The organism is Lentzea rhizosphaerae, from assembly GCF_042649515.1.
Classification (GTDB): domain Bacteria; phylum Actinomycetota; class Actinomycetes; order Mycobacteriales; family Pseudonocardiaceae; genus Lentzea; species Lentzea aerocolonigenes.
The window spans coordinates 74798-89805 of sequence record NZ_JBHRZI010000019.1; the positions used below are offsets into that span (position 1 = coordinate 74798).

The window sequence follows — 15008 nt, forward strand, 5'->3', positions numbered from 1 at the left end:
GGTAGTCGTGTCAGTCCTGCTCCAACAGCTGGCCAACGGGGTGATCCAGGGCGCGTTGATCGCCCTGATCGCTCTCGGGTACACCATGGTGTACGGCATCATCCAGCTGATCAACTTCGCCCACGGCGAGGTTTTCATGGTGGCCTCGTACGGAGGCCTTGCCACGTTCACGCTTCTTCCTGACGATCTCAAGAAGTCGCCTGCCGTGGCCCTGCCGCTCATGTTCGTCGGCGGCATCGTGGTGGCGGTCGTCGTCGCCGTGATCATGGAACGGTTCGCGTACCGGCCACTGCGCAACGCGCCCCGGCTGGCCCCGCTGATCACAGCGCTCGGCGTGTCGGTGTTCCTGCAGGAAGCCGTGCGCGTGTGGTACCCCAACGCCACGTCGAACCTGCCCTACCCGAAGGTCTTCCCGGAGGGCGGCCTGTCGCTCGGCTCGGTCAACATCGCGTGGACCGGTGTGTTGCTCGTCGGACTGTCGGTAGGCCTCTCGGTCATCCTGCAGACCTACATCAACAAGTCGCGGATGGGCCGGGCGATGCGCGCGACCGCGCAGGACCCCGACACCGCGAAGCTGATGGGTGTCAACCCCGACCGCGTGATCGTGCTGACGTTCATCTTCGGTGCCGTGCTCGCCGGTGTCGCGGGCGTCATGTTCGGCGGGTACCTGAACAACATCAACATCGACATGGGCTTCCAGAACGGCATCTTCGCCTTCACGGCGGCCGTCCTGGGCGGCGTCGGCAGCATCCGCGGCGCGGTCATCGGCGCGTTCATCATCGGTCTGATCAAGACCCTGGCCGGTCAGTACATGCCGGGCGGCACCCAGTACGACTACGTGTGGATCTTCGTCGTGCTGATCCTCGTGCTCGTCTTCCGCCCGCAGGGTCTGTTCGGTGAGCCGGAAAGGGTGCGCGCATGAGCACGAGCACTGTGTCCACTCCGGACACGACGACTCCCGTGGAGAAGCGTTCCGCACTCGCGCCGCTGGGCAAGCCGTTCGCGGCCGCCGGTGGTGTCCTGGGCATCGTCGCGGCACTGCTGCCGTGGGTCACGTTCAGCCTCAACGACGGCAACTGGCCGGACAAGTCGACGCTGCAGTTCTTCGACGCGCCGTTCGCCGTCACCGGCTTCCGGTGGCACGTCCTGCTGCTCGGTGTCCTCATCCTGGTCGCGGCGTTCGCGCCGACTCCGTCCAAGGGCAGGGTCGTCCGTGCACTCGGCTGGGGTCTCACCCTCGTCTCGTTCGTCAACGCCGCGTACATCACGGTCAAGGGCGGTGGCCTCGGCGCCATCACGGCCCTCGACGGCGCTGTGGCGTTCGGCAGCATCGTCGGCCTCGTGGCCGGTGTGCTGACGATCCTGGCGGGATACGGCATCGGCATCGAGCCGGTGGGCGAGTGGAAGATCAAGGTCTCCACGCCGGTCGCGTACCTGGTGTTGCTGGTGTCGTTCGCGGCGGTGCTCTACGCCGTCGCCGCGATGCTGACCACCGGTGGCGTCGGCGCCTCGAACCCCTACGCGGGTGCGATCTTCCTGTCGTTCCTCGGGTTCGCCGCCGGTGTGCTCGGCGCGCTGAGCGGTGTCGGGTTCATCCGCTGGCTGTCGGCGCTGTCCGAGCAGCACCGCGTGTTCAGCGTGATCGTGCTGGCGGCGTGCGCACTGCTGCTGCCGTTCACCGACGCCGGCAACGAGTACTGGATGACGGTCGCGGCGAACATCGGCATCTACGCCGCCACCGCGATCGGCCTGAACATCGTCGTCGGTCTCGCGGGTCTGCTCGACCTCGGGTACGTCGCGTTCATGGGCATCGGTGCCCTCGTGGCAGCGAACTTCTCCGGTGCCGCCACGGCACACTTCGGCATCACCCTGCCGTTCCCCGTCGCCGCGGTGATCGCGGCCGTCGTGGCCGGCATCTTCGGCGCGATCGTCGGTTCGCCGACGCTGCGGGTCCGCGGTGACTACCTGGCCATCGTGACGCTGGCGTTCGGTGAGATCTTCACCCGCTCCGCGCAGAACAACATCGGTGGCATCACCAACGGCTCCAACGCCATCCCCGGCATCCCGCCGCTGTCGCTGTTCGGCGCCGAGTTCAACAAGTCGATCTCGATCGGCGCGGTGAAGCTGCCCGCCGGTGTCCTCTACTACATCCTCATCGTGCTGCTCGTCGCGGCGACGATGGCGGTGTTCGCGAACCTCAAGTTCAGCCGCATCGGCCGCGCTTGGATCGCGATCCGCGAGGACGAGGACGCCGCCCGCGCGATGGGCATCCGCACCGGCAAGATGAAGATCCTCGCGTTCCTCATCGGTGCCATGCTCGCGGGCGTCGCGGGTGCGGTGTTCGCGCACAAGAACGGCACCGTGTCCTACGAGTCGTTCAAGTTCCTCGAGTCGGTCACGCTCCTCGCCGCGGTCATCCTCGGCGGCATGGGCTCGATCCCGGGCGCCGTGCTCGGTGCGGCACTGCTGTTCGTGCTGCCCGAGAAGCTGCGCGACTTCGAGGACTACCGCCTGATGATCTTCGGCCTCGCGCTGATCCTGATCATGCGGTTCCGGCCGGTCGGCCTGATCCCCGATGCGCACAGGCGCGCTGAGATGATCGAGCGCGCCGATGAGAACGCCGAAGAGGCGCACGTGGAGGCGAAGAAGGCATGAGCACGCCGGTTTTGGAGGCGCGTGACGTCTCGATGGTCTTCGGTGGCCTCAAGGCGTTGAAGGGCGTCACGCTGACGCTCGACGAAGGCAAGATCGTCGGCCTGATCGGCCCGAACGGTGCGGGGAAGACCACGTTCTTCAACTGCCTGACGGGTCTGTACACGCCGACCACCGGTCAGGTGCTGCTCAAGGGCAACGTCCTGCCGGGCGACCCGGCCAAGGTGACGGACGCGGGCGTGGCCCGCACGTTCCAGAACATCCGGCTGTTCCCCAGCATGACCGTGCTGGAGAACGTCATGGTCGGACGCCACGTGCGGATGAAGCAGGGCCCGCTGGCCTCGCTGTTCCACGGCCCCGCCTACCACCGCGGTGAGAAGGCGGCCCGCGATCGGTCGCGGGAACTGCTCGAGTTCGTCGGCCTGAGCAACCTGGACGACGAGCTCTCGCGCAACCTCCCGTACGGCGACCAGCGCCGTCTGGAGATCGCGCGCGCGTTGGCGACGGACCCGGCGGTGTTGCTGCTGGACGAGCCCACGGCGGGTATGAACCCGCAGGAGACGGAAGCGACGCAGCAGCTGATCTTCCGCATCCGCGAGACGGGCGTGTCCGTCGTCGTCATCGAGCACGACATCAAGTTCATCTTCGGGCTGTGCGACTCGGTTTCCGTGCTCGTGCAGGGCGAGCTGCTCGTCGAAGGCAGCCCCGAGGTCGTGCGGGCGGACCCGCGGGTGGTCGAGGCCTACCTCGGCAAGCCGCCGGAGGAAGTCCAGCACGAGGTCGAGGCCGCCGCTGCTTCTGCTGAGGAGGAGCAGGCATGACCGCGCTGCTCGAAGTCCGCAACCTCTCGGTCGCCTACGGCGCCATCGAGGCCGTCCGCGACATCTCGTTCACCGTCGAGGCCGGCCAGATCGTGTCGCTGATCGGCTCGAACGGTGCGGGCAAGACCACGACCCTGCGCACCATCTCTGGTCTGCTGCGGCCGGCGTCCGGCGAGATCCTGTTCCAGGGCAAGCCGATCCACAACGACCCGGCGCACGCGATCCTCGGTGAGGGCATCGCCCACTGCCCCGAGGGCCGCCGGCTCTTCCCGCGGATGACCGTGGAGGAGAACCTGCAGCTCGGTGCGTACGTCCGCAAGGACGACGGCGTGCAGGCCGACATGGACCGCGTGTACGAGCTGTTCCCCGTCCTCGGGGAGCGGCGGCACAACAAGGCCGGGCTCTTCTCCGGTGGTGAGCAGCAGATGCTGGCCATCGGTCGCGCGATGATGTCCAAGCCCCGCCTGCTGATGCTCGACGAGCCCTCGATGGGTCTCTCGCCGATCATGACGCAGCGGATCTTCGACACCATCAAGGAGCTGCAGTCGCTCGGCACCACCATCCTCCTGGTGGAGCAGAACGCCTTGGCCGCGCTGGCCTTGTCCGACCACGGTTACGTGATCGACCTCGGCAAGACCACTTTGGACGGTCCGGGGCGTGAGCTGCTGGCCGACCAGAGGGTGCGCGACGCGTACCTGGGTGAGGCTCACTAGGTATTCGGTTGTGGGAGGCGGGGCGGAGGGCTTGTCCTCCGCCCCGCCTTTCGTTCACCTGCGGTCGAACTCGGTGAGGGTCGGCCGCCTCGGTGTGCGGTCCACGCCCGAGCCGAACGCCGATGGAGGTGGCGTTGACCGAGGGTAGGCGACCGACCACCTCCAGAACTGACTGGGATTGGTGACGGCCCTGAGCCCCCGGCCAGAACCCCCGTCCGCACCGTCGCTGCCCCGGTTTTGGCGCGAAAAGCACGTTCGGGCCGCTAGATCGCCCGAACGTCACGTTCGCTCCCCAGGCCCGTTTGGCGCGAACGTGACATTGGGGCCGATAGATGGCCCGAACGTGCTTTTCGCGCCAAACAGGAGCAGCAGCGGACAGGACTCCTTGGCAGCCCACTTGGACTCGTGAATCGGGGGAGGCCCGTGCCTGAGCGGGTTCGGAGCGAGAAGGACCTGGCCGGGCGTGCTCGTCGGCGCCTGGTTGTGTTGCGGCAGGTCGACGAGGTCAGCGGCAACAGCTGCAGCAGCACGACCAGCCGGTGTCCGTCGTGGACACCGGAACCACGTCGGGAAGTCCGTCCAGGACGGCTGCGGTCGGTCGAGTCGGGAAGGTCATGCCACCACGATGCCGTGGCGATCATGGCGCGTCAGTGGGGCTGACCCGCACAGTTGGGATGCGGAGAACCTCAGCAAGTCGCTCGTTTTCACGCACCCGGCGGCTTCGGGCGCAGGATGCACGTGAGGCGGGCCGTGCAGGTGCGCCTGCCCTCCTCGTCCGTCACGACGATCTCGTACGTCGTCGTGCTGCGGCCGAGGTGGATCGGGCGGGCCACACCCGTGACGAGGCCCTCGAGCGCGGCTCGGTGGTGGGTGCAGGACAGCTCGAGGCCGACGGCGATGGAGCCGAACTGCGACGCGTGCATCGCGGAGCCGAGGGAGCCCAGCTGTTCGGCGAGAACGGCGTTCGCTCCGCCGTGGAGCAGTCCGAACGGCTGGCGGTTGCCCTTGACCGGCATGGTGCCGATCATCTCCTGGACATCCCATTGGGTGATTTCGATGCCCATCCGGACGTGCAACTGCTCGTCGGCGAAGTCCACTGGCAGGTCGGGGGTCACGCGGGCTCCAAGGGTTCGAGCAAAACTGTCAGACCTCCACCCTAGACTCGGGCCCGTGACTCCCTCAGACGTGAAGCGGCTCCTGCTCATCGACGGTCACTCGATGGCCTACCGAGCGTTCTACGCCCTGCCCGCCGAGAACTTCGTGACGAAGACGGGCCAGGTCACGAACGCCGTGTACGGGTTCACGTCCATGCTCATCAACATCCTGCGGGACGAGAAGCCCACGCACGTGGCGGTGGCGTTCGACGTGTCGCGCAAGACGTTCCGCTCCGAGCAGTACCCCGAGTACAAGGCCGGTCGCTCCAAGACGCCGGACGAGTTCCGCAGCCAGGTCTCGCTGATCCAGGACGTGCTCGCCACGCTCCGGATCGCCACGATGGAGAAGGAGAACTACGAGGCGGACGACATCATCGCGACCCTGACCACCCAGGCGGTGGAGCAGGGCTTCGAGGTGGAGATCGTCACCGGCGACCGCGACGCGTTCCAGCTGGTCAACGACAAGGTCACGGTGCTGTACCCGGTCAAGGGCGTCTCGGAGATGGGGCGGTTCAACCCGGCGTACGTCGAGGAGAAGCACGGCGTGCGTCCCGAGCAGTACGCGGACTACGCGGCGGTGCGCGGCGACTCGTCGGACAACCTGCCCAACACGCCGGGCGTGGGCCCGAAGACGATCATCAAGCTGCTCAACCAGTTCGGCGGGCTGAACGAGCTGGTCGACCGCATCGACGAGGTGCCGGGCAAGGTCGGCGAGGCCCTGCGCGGCAACCTGGCGAACATCATCATGAACCGCCAGCTCACGGAGCTGGTGAAGGACGTCGAGCTGCCGTACACCATCGACGGTCTCGAGGCCCAGGCGTGGGACCGCGACGCCGTGCACCGGTTGTTCGACGAGCTGGAGTTCCGCGTCCTGCGCGACCGGCTGTTCCAGACCCTCTCGACCGCCGAGCCCGAGGCCGAGGAGGGCTTCGAGGTCTCCGGCGGCGCGATCCCCGCCGGCACGCTGGCCAAGTGGCTGGACGCGAACGCGCGCAAGACGCGGGTGGGCGTGGCCCTGCGCATCACGAACGACCTGGAGGGCGTCGCGCTCTGCACCGCCACCGGTGAGGGCGGTTACGTCGACGTCTCCGAGCTGAACGAGGCGGACGAGCAGGCGCTGGTCGCGTGGCTGGCCGACGAGAGCGTGGCCAAGGCGGGCCACGACCTGAAGCTGCCGTTGCGCCGCGTGCGCGCCCGCGGGTGGAAGCTGCGCGGCCTGACCTCGGACACGGCGCTGGCCGCGTACCTGGTGCGTCCGGGTCAGCGGTCGTTCGCCCTGGACGACCTGGCGCTGCGCTACCTGAAGCGCGAGCTGCGCGCCGAGGAGTCCGGCGACGGCCAGCTGTCGCTGCTCACCGACGAGTCGGAGGAGGCGCAGAAGGTCGTGACCAGCACGATCCTGCGCGCGCGTGCCGTGGCCGAGCTCGCCGACCGCCTGGACACCGAGCTCGTCACCATCGGCGGCGCCGACCTGCTGGCGAACCTCGAACTGCCGCTGATGAACGTGCTCGACGAGGTGGAGGCCGTCGGCATCGCCATCGACGTCGAGCACCTCTCGGAGCTGGAGGCGCACTTCGCCGCCGGCGTGAAGCAGGCGGCGCAGGACGCGTACTCGGTGATCGGCAAGGAGATCAACCTCGGCAGCCCGAAGCAGCTGCAGACGGTCCTCTTCGACGAGCTGAAGATGCCGAAGACGAAGAAGACCAAGACCGGGTACACCACGGACGCGGACGCTCTGCAGAACCTGTTCGAGCAGACCGAGCACCCGTTCCTGCAGCACCTGCTGTCGCACCGCGACGTCACGCGCCTGAAGTCCACTGTGGACGGCCTGCTGAAGTCGGTGGCGGACGACGGCCGCATCCACACGACGTTCCACCAGACCATCGCCGCGACGGGCCGCCTGTCCTCGACGGACCCGAACCTGCAGAACATCCCGATCCGCACGGACGAGGGCCGCCGCATCCGCCAGGCGTTCGTCGTCGGCGAGGGCTACTCCGAGCTGATGACCGCGGACTACAGCCAGATCGAGATGCGGATCATGGCCACCCTGTCCGGCGACGAGGGCCTGATCGCGGCCTTCAACAGCGGCGAGGACCTGCACACCTACGTGGCGTCGCAGGCGTTCTCGATCCCCACCTCCGAGGTGACGGGCGAGATGCGCCGCCGCATCAAGGCCATGTCGTACGGCCTCGCGTACGGCCTGTCGGTGTTCGGTCTGTCGCAGCAGCTCCGCATCCCGACCGAAGAGGCCCGCGAGCAGATGGAGGCGTACTTCTCGCGCTTCGGCGGCGTCCGCGACTACCTCAACGAGATCGTGGAGAAGGCCCGCAAGGACGGCTACACCGAAACGGTCCTCGGCCGCCGCCGCTACCTGCCGGACCTCACCTCCGACAACCGCCAGCGCCGCGAGATGGCCGAACGCATGGCGCTCAACGCCCCGATCCAGGGCAGCGCCGCGGACATCATCAAGGTGGCCATGCTGGGTGTGTTCCGTGCGCTGGAGTCGTCCGGCCTGCGCTCGCGCATGCTGCTCCAGGTCCACGACGAACTGGTCCTGGAGATCGCGGACGGCGAGCGCGAGGCGGTGGAGGCCCTGGTCCGCGACCAGATGGGCAACGCCTACCCGCTCCAGGTCCCCCTGGAGGTCTCGGTCGGCGTGGGCCGCTCGTGGGACGACGCCGCTCACTAGTGCCTGTATCGAATCAGGCCTACCCGACATATTTTGGCGNGAAAAGCACGTTCGGGCCATCTATCGGCCCGAACGTGCTTTTCGCGCCAAACAGCAGGGGCTCGGTGCGGACTTCGATACAGGCGCTAGCACGACAAGCGACAGCCCGCCGTCGATCGCACGGCGGGCTGTTGTGTGTCAGCGCGAAGGCGCCAGAAACAAAGTGAATTCTTTCCCCCATTGGAACTTATAACGCACCGGGGGACTTGCCGCAAGACCAGGGGTTGCCAGCACAATTCGTGGCCTGACCAGGGGATTGAGGGGAATTCACCATGCGATTTCTGGTGTCCACGATCGGTTCACGGGGAGAGGCGCAGCCGGTCACCGCACTGGCCGTCCAGCTGAAAGAGCTCGGCAACGAGGTGAAGGTCGTCGCGCCGCCGGACTTCGAGGACCTCGTGACGAGCAACGGCGTCGAGTTCACCCCGGCGGGCCCGACCCTGCGCACCGTCACGGCGGTCAAGCTGAAGCCGGAAGACCTGGGCAGGCTGGCCGAGGAGTCGGTGCGGGAGCAGTTCCGGGTCGTCAAGCAGGCAGCGGAAGGTGCGGACGTCCTGGTGGCAGGGGGTGCGTTGCAGCACGCCACGCGTTCCGTGGCGGAAAGCATCGACGCCCACTACGTGTACGCGAGCTTCTGCGCGAACACTTTGCCCTCACCGCATCACGCGCCACCCGCGATGTTGGGCCGTGTTCCGGTGAACGGAACGCCCGAGGAAAACCTCGCGCAGTGGGACCAGCAACGCCATTTCTTCGCACACTCGCGCGAGACCCTCAACGCCGAACGTGCGCAGCTCGGTCTGGCGCCGATCGACGACGTTCGCGACCACATCTTCGGTGACGCGCCGTGGCTCGCCGCGGATCCGGTGCTGGGGCCGTGGCCGGGTCCCGGCGAGCTCGTCCAGACCGGTGCCTGGCTGGCCGACGACCAACGACCGCTCAGCCCGGCACTGGACGCGTTCCTCGACGACGGCGAGCCGCCCGTCTACTTCGGGCTGGGCAGCATGCGCGGCGCTCAGGACGCGGCGGCGACCGCGATCGAGTCGGCTCGCGTGCTCGGCAAACGCGTTGTCCTGCAACGAGGTTGGGCCGATCTGAGACTCAGCGACCACGCTCCCGACTGCATCGCGATCGGTGAGGTCAACCAGCAGGCGCTGTTCCGCCGTGTCGCCGTGGTCGTGCACCACGGCGGTGCCGGCACCACCACGACCGCTGCGGCGGCGGGTGCACCGCAGATCGTGCTGCCCCACATGTACGACCAGTACTACTGGGGCGAGCAGGTCGAACGCCTGGGCATCGGACGGTCGGCGCAGGCCGTGACGACCGAGGTGCTGGGTGACGTGCTCCAGCTCGCCGAACAGGCCGCCAAGGTGGCGACTCTCGTGCGCACGGACGGTGCGCGGGTGGCCGCGCAGCGTCTGATGGAGTTGAACCGCGCCAGCTGAGACGTACGTGTTGTGGGTGTCCGCGCAAGAGGGAGACCCGCTATGCCGTACCAGGTTGGGCTCGATCTCGGAGCCGCAGGCACCACGGTCGCCACCGACCACGGTGTCACGAGCAGCAACCAGCGCCGCACCACCTCGGTGGCCAGGGAGATCGCGAACGTCCTCGACGACCTCGCGCACCGGAACGGGGAGCCGCCGAGCCGCGTCGCCATGACCTGTTCCCCGAGCTGGCCGCACGAGCACCTCGAACAGCTCCGCAACGACCTCATCGACGAGGGGCGGGCCGACGTGTTGTTCGTGCCGGCACCGCACGCCGCGGCCATCGCGTTCGACGCCGACGCGCGGATGCCGGAGCACAGCACGGTCGCGGTGTTCGACTTCGGGGCCACCGGGTGTGACGTCGCGGTGGTGCGCAAGCAGGGGGTGTTCCTGCTGGCGGGGCGGACCGAGCGGGTCGAGATCGGCGGGTTCGACCTCGACGACCTGGTGGCGGAGCACGTGATCGCGAAGGTCGGGGTGCACAGCCGGGAGCTCGTGCAGAGCTGTGTCGAGGCGAAGGAGCTGCTGGGGAGCTATCCCGAGGTGCGGATTCCGTACGTCGTGGCCGGTGAGGTGCGCGAGGTGCGGCTGAGCAGGCTGGAGTTCGAGGCGATCGTCCGTCCGTCGGTCGAGCTGGCCGTCGACGCACTCGAACGGGTGGCGAACAGCACGGGTCCCGACGTCGTCCTGCTCGTCGGCGGGTCGTCGCGGATTCCCCTGGTGGCGAAGGAGATCACGGAACGGCTCAGGATTCCGGTGATGAGAGCGCCCGTCGGTGCGGCGGCGACAGGCGCTCTCATCGAGGCCAGGCAGTTGGAACCCGAACCGGCAGAAGAGCCGGTTGTCGAGATACCCGTGCAACGAGAAGAAGAGAAGCCGAAACGGCACATACCCACCACACCGTTCGTTGCGGCGGCACTGCTCGTGGTCGTCGTCTTGGGCGGATGGGCCGCGCACGAGGCGATGAACCGGCCACAGGTGATGATGGAGAACACCAGCGTTCAGCTCGAACCGCCAGGAACGGCCGAACTGCCCCGGATCAACGAGTGAGCGCGCGGATCTCCTTCAACGTCCTGTCGACTTCCTCGTGTGTGTTGAGAATTGACGTGCCGACGCGCGCGTACGGGATGCGATAGGCCGCGGTGGTGATCTGGATGTGTTTCTCCGCAAGCCATCCCACGACCTGATCGCCCGTCACGCCGGTGACGTCGAAGCACACCAGCCCAGCGGACATCGCGGGGTCGCGCGGCGTGTGGATCACGACGCCGGGGATGTCGGCCAGACCGTCCTTGAACCTCGTCGCCAGCTCGGTGATCCGTGCCGTCACACGACTTCTGCCGAGGCGCTGGTGGAACTGCACGGCCGTCTTCACCGCGTAGTAGTGCTCGAACGCGTGGAAGCCGCCCGGCCCGAGCGCCGCCGTCTCGCTGCGGTTGCTCAGGCTCGGCAGCAGCGGCACGATCTGGTTGCTCACCTGGGGGTTCACCCAGACCATGCCGGTGCCGCGCGGCCCGGACAGCCACTTGTGCGTGCCTGCAACGAAAACATCAGCGCCGAGGCGTGCCGCGTCGTCGTCGACCGCCGCCAGTCCGTGCACGCCGTCGACGACGAGAAGACACCGGTCTTCCTGTTTGCGTCCCTTGTTCGCGTCGGCGACGACCTGCGCGCACGCCCGTACGGGCATCTTCACGCCGGTGCTCGACTGCACCCACGTGATGCCGACGGCACGGGTCTGCGGCGTGATCGAGTTGCGCAGCCGGGTCGCGACCTCGTCCTCGGTCACCTTCGCGGAGCTCTCGAAGAGCGTGCCGATCCTGACCTTCGCGCCCACGCGTTCCGCTGCCAGCCGCGCCGCCTGCTGGTGCCACGCGTGGTCCTGGTCGCTGAGCAGCAGCTCCTGGTCCGGGCGGAGTTTCAGGCCGCCGTAGACGATCGACAGCCCGATGGTCGTGTTGGGCACGAACGCGATGTCGTCCGGGCCGCCGCCGACGTACTGCCCGAGCGCGACGGCGACCTCCTGAGCCTGGTCGGGGATCAGGTCGTGCGAGTTGGCGTCGAGCCTGCGCTTGAACTCGTCGACCGCGTCCCGCACCTCTCGCGGGTTCGACGCCAGGTAGAACAGCCCCAGGTTGGTCAGTGACTCCTCCAGCCGGAACTCGCGGCGGACGGCGTCCCAGTCCAGTCCCTGTGCGGCCGACGCGGCGGCGGTCGGCGCGACGGCCAGCAGCCCGGCCCCGACGAGGAAGTCACGACGTTCCATGCCTCCCATGGAACCGCTCCTGCACGGGATTGCGCAGCGTTTTCTCCGGAGCGAAAGGGATTCCGGTGTTCAGCGCCTTGGCGCCGAGCGCGCACAGCTCGCCGAGCATGCTCACCCCGATCGACAACTGGGTCGGCGCGTGCCCACCGATCAGCAACCCGAGCCCGAGGCTCGCGCTCAGCGACGTCAGCCACACGACCAGCGTCCACGGCGTGTAGCGCTGCCACAGGTGGCCGTCGCGTTCGAACAGCTTGATCGTCATGCCCCGCAACGCGCCGAAGGCGAAACCGGCGGCGAGCGGCACCACGTAGATGAGCTGGAACTCGTCCACGGCCCGGATGCCGAAGAACAGCAGGAACACCGGCGGCGCCAACAGGTCCCTGGCGTTGAGCGGTTCCCCCATGAACCTGCGCACGAGCACGTACAGCACACCCGCCGCGATCAGCGCGTATGTCATTCCATCCCCCTTAGTGGCATGACCCTGCTACTTAAACTAGCAGGGTCATGCTAGAAAAGGGAGGTGTCACCGCGAGTCGTCGATCCCGTCGCCCGTCGCCAAGCCGTCGCCGAGGCGGTGTTCCGGGTGGTCGTGCGGGACGGCGTCGAACAGGCGTCCCTGCGCAACGTCGCGGAGGAGGCCGGGCTCGCGATCGGCTCGATCCGGCACTACTTCGACAGCCACGACGACATGATCATCTTTGCGGCCGAGGCGTTGATCCACTCGATCGACCAGCGGATCTTCGCCCACGTGCAGTCGCTCGGAGACCGCAAGGGCGACCTGCGACGACCCGGCGAGCGCGTGCTCTCCGAGGTCCTCCCGCTCGACGAACGCCGGCGTGACGAAGCCGTGCTGTGGCTGGCCTTCGCGACCGCCGCGCGCACTCGCCCCTCCCTGCTGCCCCGCGCCGAACAGCTCTTCGACGGCCTGCGCGCGCTCTGCCGCCGCGTGCTCACCGTGATGCGCGACTCGGGGACTGTCGCGGCGTCGCTCGACGTCGCGCTGGAGACCGAACGGCTGGCGTCGTTGCTCAACGGCCTCACCGTCGACGGGGTGCTGCACCCCGGCCGGATGACGCCGGAGCTCACGTTGTCGTTGCTGCGCAAGCACCTCGACTCGCTGCGGTAGCCTCCACGACCCACACCGGCAGCACGGGCAGACCGTCGACACCGGCCACGGTGATCACGTCGCGCTCGAACCGGGTGATCTCCCACTCGGCGTTCTCGAGCGCCGACCGCAGTTCGGCTTCGCCCACCTCGAACGGCCCGCCCTCGACCGCGAGCGAGGTCAGGTTGAGGAACGCGCCGTCGACGGCCGCCTTCCGCAACGACGCCAGCAGTCCTGGCCGCTGATCCGGTGGCAGGCAGTGGAACAACGCGCTCGCCAGCACCGTGCCGAACTCGCCGGTGAACGCCGCCGCGTCGCCCACCACCCACTCGACGTCATCGCCGCGCGCACGAGCCGTCTCGATCGCGGTCGGCGCGATGTCGACCGCCGTGACCTGGTGTCCGCGCGACGCCAGGAAGAGCGCGTTGTCCCCGGTGCCGCAGCCCGCGTCGAGCACGTGCCCGCGGAACCGTCCGGTCGTTTCCCAGGCGACGACCACGGGTTGCGGCGCCCCGATGTCCCACGGCAACCCGGCGTTCGGCATCCCGTCGACCAACTGCCCGCCCTGGTAGAACCCCTCGAAATCCATGCGACCTAGCCTGAGTGGACTGACTTGGATCCAGCGGTCGGCATTGAACATGCGAAGGAATCCGCCACGAACTAGCGTCAACCTGGTGGAATCCATCGATCTCAGACTGGTCCACGCGCTCCAGATCGACGGCCGCGCGCCGTTCGCGAAGATCGCCGGCGTCCTCGGCATCTCCGAACACACCGCCGCCCGCCGCTGTCAGCGGCTCAAGGAGCGCGGCATCAGGGTGCGCGGCGCGCTCAACCGGTTCCGGCTCGGCCACCACGCGTGGACGCTCAGACTGCGCTGCACTCCGGACGCCGGACCGGTGCTGGCACAGGCGCTCGCCAGGCGGAACGACACGTTCTGGGTGCACCTGATGTCCGGCGGCACCGAGATCTCCTGCCTCCAGCAGGTGGAAAGCCCCGACGAACTCCTGCTCGACCGCCTCCCACGGCGGCTCGTCGACGTGAGCGCGCACAACATCCTCCGTGGCTTTGCATCACCAGGCACGTGGCGTGGGATCGCGTGTCTCACCGAAGAAGAAGTGGCCGCCCTACAGCCAGAACACCCCCATGAGCCCCCAAGCGAACTCACGGCGCTGGACGAGGCATTCCTCAAAGTCCTGCAAGCGGACGGCCGCGCCGGTTTCGCCGAGCTGGCCACGAAAGCCGGCACCTCCGAGTCGACCGCACGCCGCCGCGTCGAGCACCTCAGGCGAACCGGAGTCCTGGAGCTGCAACTGGACGCCGATCCCGCGCTCCTCGGTTTCGCCACGCAGGCCAGGTTGTGGATGCGCGTGCGGCCGCGGCACCTCGCCGAGGCCGGGGCGGCGCTCGCGGGCCATTCCGAGGTGTACTTCGCCGCCGCGACCACGGGTCCGGCGAACCTGGTCGCCAGCGTCACGTGCCGCAGCAGCGGTGATCTCTACCGGTACCTGACCGAACGCGTCGGCGTCCTCGAAGGTGTGGGGGAGCTCGAGTCCGCTCCGGTCCTCCGCACGCTCAAACGCGCGTGACCCTCACTGCTTGGGTGTGACCTGCACGTCCCGCGCCGTCAGTTCGGCGCCGCACTCGGTGCACTCCACCTTCGCCCGCACACCCCCGCCGCAGCCGCGGTGGTGCAGGTGGAACGACTCCTCTTCTTCGGGAGCCATCCACTTCTCACCCCACGTGCGCAGCGCCATCATCACCGGGTAGAGGTCGCGCCCCTTCTCCGTGAGGCGGTACTCGTGCCGTGTGCGGCCGTCTTCCTGATAGGGCACGCGCTTCAGCACGCCCTCCTGCAGCAGCACGTTGAGCCGGTCTGTCAGAACGCTCCGCGAGATCTCCATCGTGGACTGGAAGTCCTCGAAGCGGCGGGTCCCCAGGAAGATCTGGCGGAGCAGCAGCAGCGTCCAGCGTTCGCCCAACAGAGCCGCGGGGCGGCTCAGCGTGCACGGCATGCTGGCGAAACTCGCGTACGACATGACCCAAGGATATCCCTTGCGTTCGTTTTTCGAACTCAGCTACAGTTCGGATTCCGAA

The 15008-nt window shown here is 67.9% G+C and carries 14 protein-coding genes; 9 read left to right on the top strand and 5 right to left on the bottom strand.

Annotation, left to right across the window (positions count from 1 at the left end; all coding sequences use genetic code 11):
* Nucleotides 1-7: 7 nt before the first annotated feature.
* Genes ACFOWZ_RS24355 through ACFOWZ_RS24370 form a run of 4 tightly spaced genes read left to right on the top strand, consistent with a single transcriptional unit; the run spans nucleotide 8 to nucleotide 4186 of the window.
* Nucleotides 8-922 (top strand): branched-chain amino acid ABC transporter permease, encoded by a 915-nt coding sequence (locus ACFOWZ_RS24355; protein WP_382376188.1) that lies wholly within the window; start codon nucleotides 8-10, stop codon nucleotides 920-922.
* Entirely contained in the window at nucleotides 919-2655 is a 1737-nt protein-coding gene (locus ACFOWZ_RS24360; RefSeq protein ID WP_382376190.1) for a branched-chain amino acid ABC transporter permease, read from the top strand. Before ACFOWZ_RS24355 ends, ACFOWZ_RS24360 begins: the two co-directional genes overlap by 4 nt.
* Nucleotides 2652-3473 carry an ABC transporter ATP-binding protein gene (locus tag ACFOWZ_RS24365; RefSeq protein ID WP_382376192.1) on the top strand — a complete coding sequence of 274 codons (822 nt, stop codon included), beginning with the start codon at nucleotides 2652-2654 and terminating at the stop codon, nucleotides 3471-3473. Before ACFOWZ_RS24360 ends, ACFOWZ_RS24365 begins: the two co-directional genes overlap by 4 nt.
* Nucleotides 3470-4186, top strand: coding sequence for an ABC transporter ATP-binding protein (locus ACFOWZ_RS24370; RefSeq protein ID WP_382376193.1), 717 nt, complete (start codon nucleotides 3470-3472; stop codon nucleotides 4184-4186). Before ACFOWZ_RS24365 ends, ACFOWZ_RS24370 begins: the two co-directional genes overlap by 4 nt.
* Nucleotides 4187-4890: 704 nt before the next feature.
* Here the strand turns inward: ACFOWZ_RS24370 and ACFOWZ_RS24375 are convergent.
* On the bottom strand, nucleotides 4891-5250 hold the full coding sequence (locus tag ACFOWZ_RS24375; protein WP_382376334.1) for a hotdog fold thioesterase: 360 nt from the start codon (nucleotides 5248-5250) through the stop codon (nucleotides 4891-4893).
* Nucleotides 5251-5404: 154 nt separating this feature from the next.
* On the opposite strand from ACFOWZ_RS24375, the gene polA reads away from it, so the two are divergent.
* The 3 genes from polA (at nucleotide 5405) to ACFOWZ_RS24390 (ending at nucleotide 10599) form a co-directional block, all read left to right on the top strand.
* On the top strand, nucleotides 5405-8029 hold the full coding sequence (polA, locus tag ACFOWZ_RS24380) for a DNA polymerase I (protein ID WP_382376335.1): 2625 nt from the start codon (nucleotides 5405-5407) through the stop codon (nucleotides 8027-8029).
* A gap of 311 nt (nucleotides 8030-8340) precedes the next feature.
* The gene (locus ACFOWZ_RS24385; RefSeq protein WP_382376194.1) at nucleotides 8341-9510 is read left to right on the top strand and encodes a glycosyltransferase; all 1170 of its coding nucleotides are present in this window, start codon (nucleotides 8341-8343) and stop codon (nucleotides 9508-9510) included.
* 42 nt (nucleotides 9511-9552) lie between these two features.
* Nucleotides 9553-10599, top strand: a complete 1047-nt coding sequence (locus ACFOWZ_RS24390) for an Hsp70 family protein (protein ID WP_382376195.1) — start codon at nucleotides 9553-9555, stop codon at nucleotides 10597-10599.
* Here the strand turns inward: ACFOWZ_RS24390 and ACFOWZ_RS24395 are convergent.
* On the bottom strand, nucleotides 10589-11809 hold the full coding sequence (locus ACFOWZ_RS24395; protein WP_382376196.1) for an aminotransferase class V-fold PLP-dependent enzyme: 1221 nt from the start codon (nucleotides 11807-11809) through the stop codon (nucleotides 10589-10591). The genes ACFOWZ_RS24390 and ACFOWZ_RS24395 overlap by 11 nt on opposite strands.
* A complete protein-coding gene (locus ACFOWZ_RS24400; protein WP_382376197.1) occupies nucleotides 11796-12266 on the bottom strand; it encodes a DUF1453 domain-containing protein in 471 nt (156 codons plus the stop codon). Before ACFOWZ_RS24400 ends, ACFOWZ_RS24395 begins: the two co-directional genes overlap by 14 nt.
* A gap of 63 nt (nucleotides 12267-12329) precedes the next feature.
* Here ACFOWZ_RS24400 and ACFOWZ_RS24405 point away from each other — a divergent pair, with 63 nt between their 5' ends.
* Nucleotides 12330-12935, top strand: a complete 606-nt coding sequence (locus ACFOWZ_RS24405; RefSeq protein WP_382376198.1) for a TetR/AcrR family transcriptional regulator — start codon at nucleotides 12330-12332, stop codon at nucleotides 12933-12935.
* Here ACFOWZ_RS24405 and ACFOWZ_RS24410 read toward each other — a convergent pair.
* Nucleotides 12892-13503 (bottom strand): class I SAM-dependent methyltransferase, encoded by a 612-nt coding sequence (locus ACFOWZ_RS24410; protein ID WP_382376199.1) that lies wholly within the window; start codon nucleotides 13501-13503, stop codon nucleotides 12892-12894. The genes ACFOWZ_RS24405 and ACFOWZ_RS24410 overlap by 44 nt on opposite strands.
* An 85-nt stretch (nucleotides 13504-13588) precedes the next feature.
* Here ACFOWZ_RS24410 and ACFOWZ_RS24415 point away from each other — a divergent pair, with 85 nt between their 5' ends.
* Nucleotides 13589-14500, top strand: a complete 912-nt coding sequence (locus tag ACFOWZ_RS24415) for an Lrp/AsnC family transcriptional regulator (protein ID WP_382376200.1) — start codon at nucleotides 13589-13591, stop codon at nucleotides 14498-14500.
* A 3-nt stretch (nucleotides 14501-14503) separates the two neighbouring features.
* Here the strand turns inward: ACFOWZ_RS24415 and ACFOWZ_RS24420 are convergent, their stop codons facing one another.
* Nucleotides 14504-14950: a winged helix-turn-helix transcriptional regulator gene (locus ACFOWZ_RS24420; RefSeq protein WP_382376201.1), complete on the bottom strand. Its 447-nt coding sequence runs from the start codon at nucleotides 14948-14950 to the stop codon at nucleotides 14504-14506.
* Nucleotides 14951-15008: the final 58 nt, after the last annotated feature.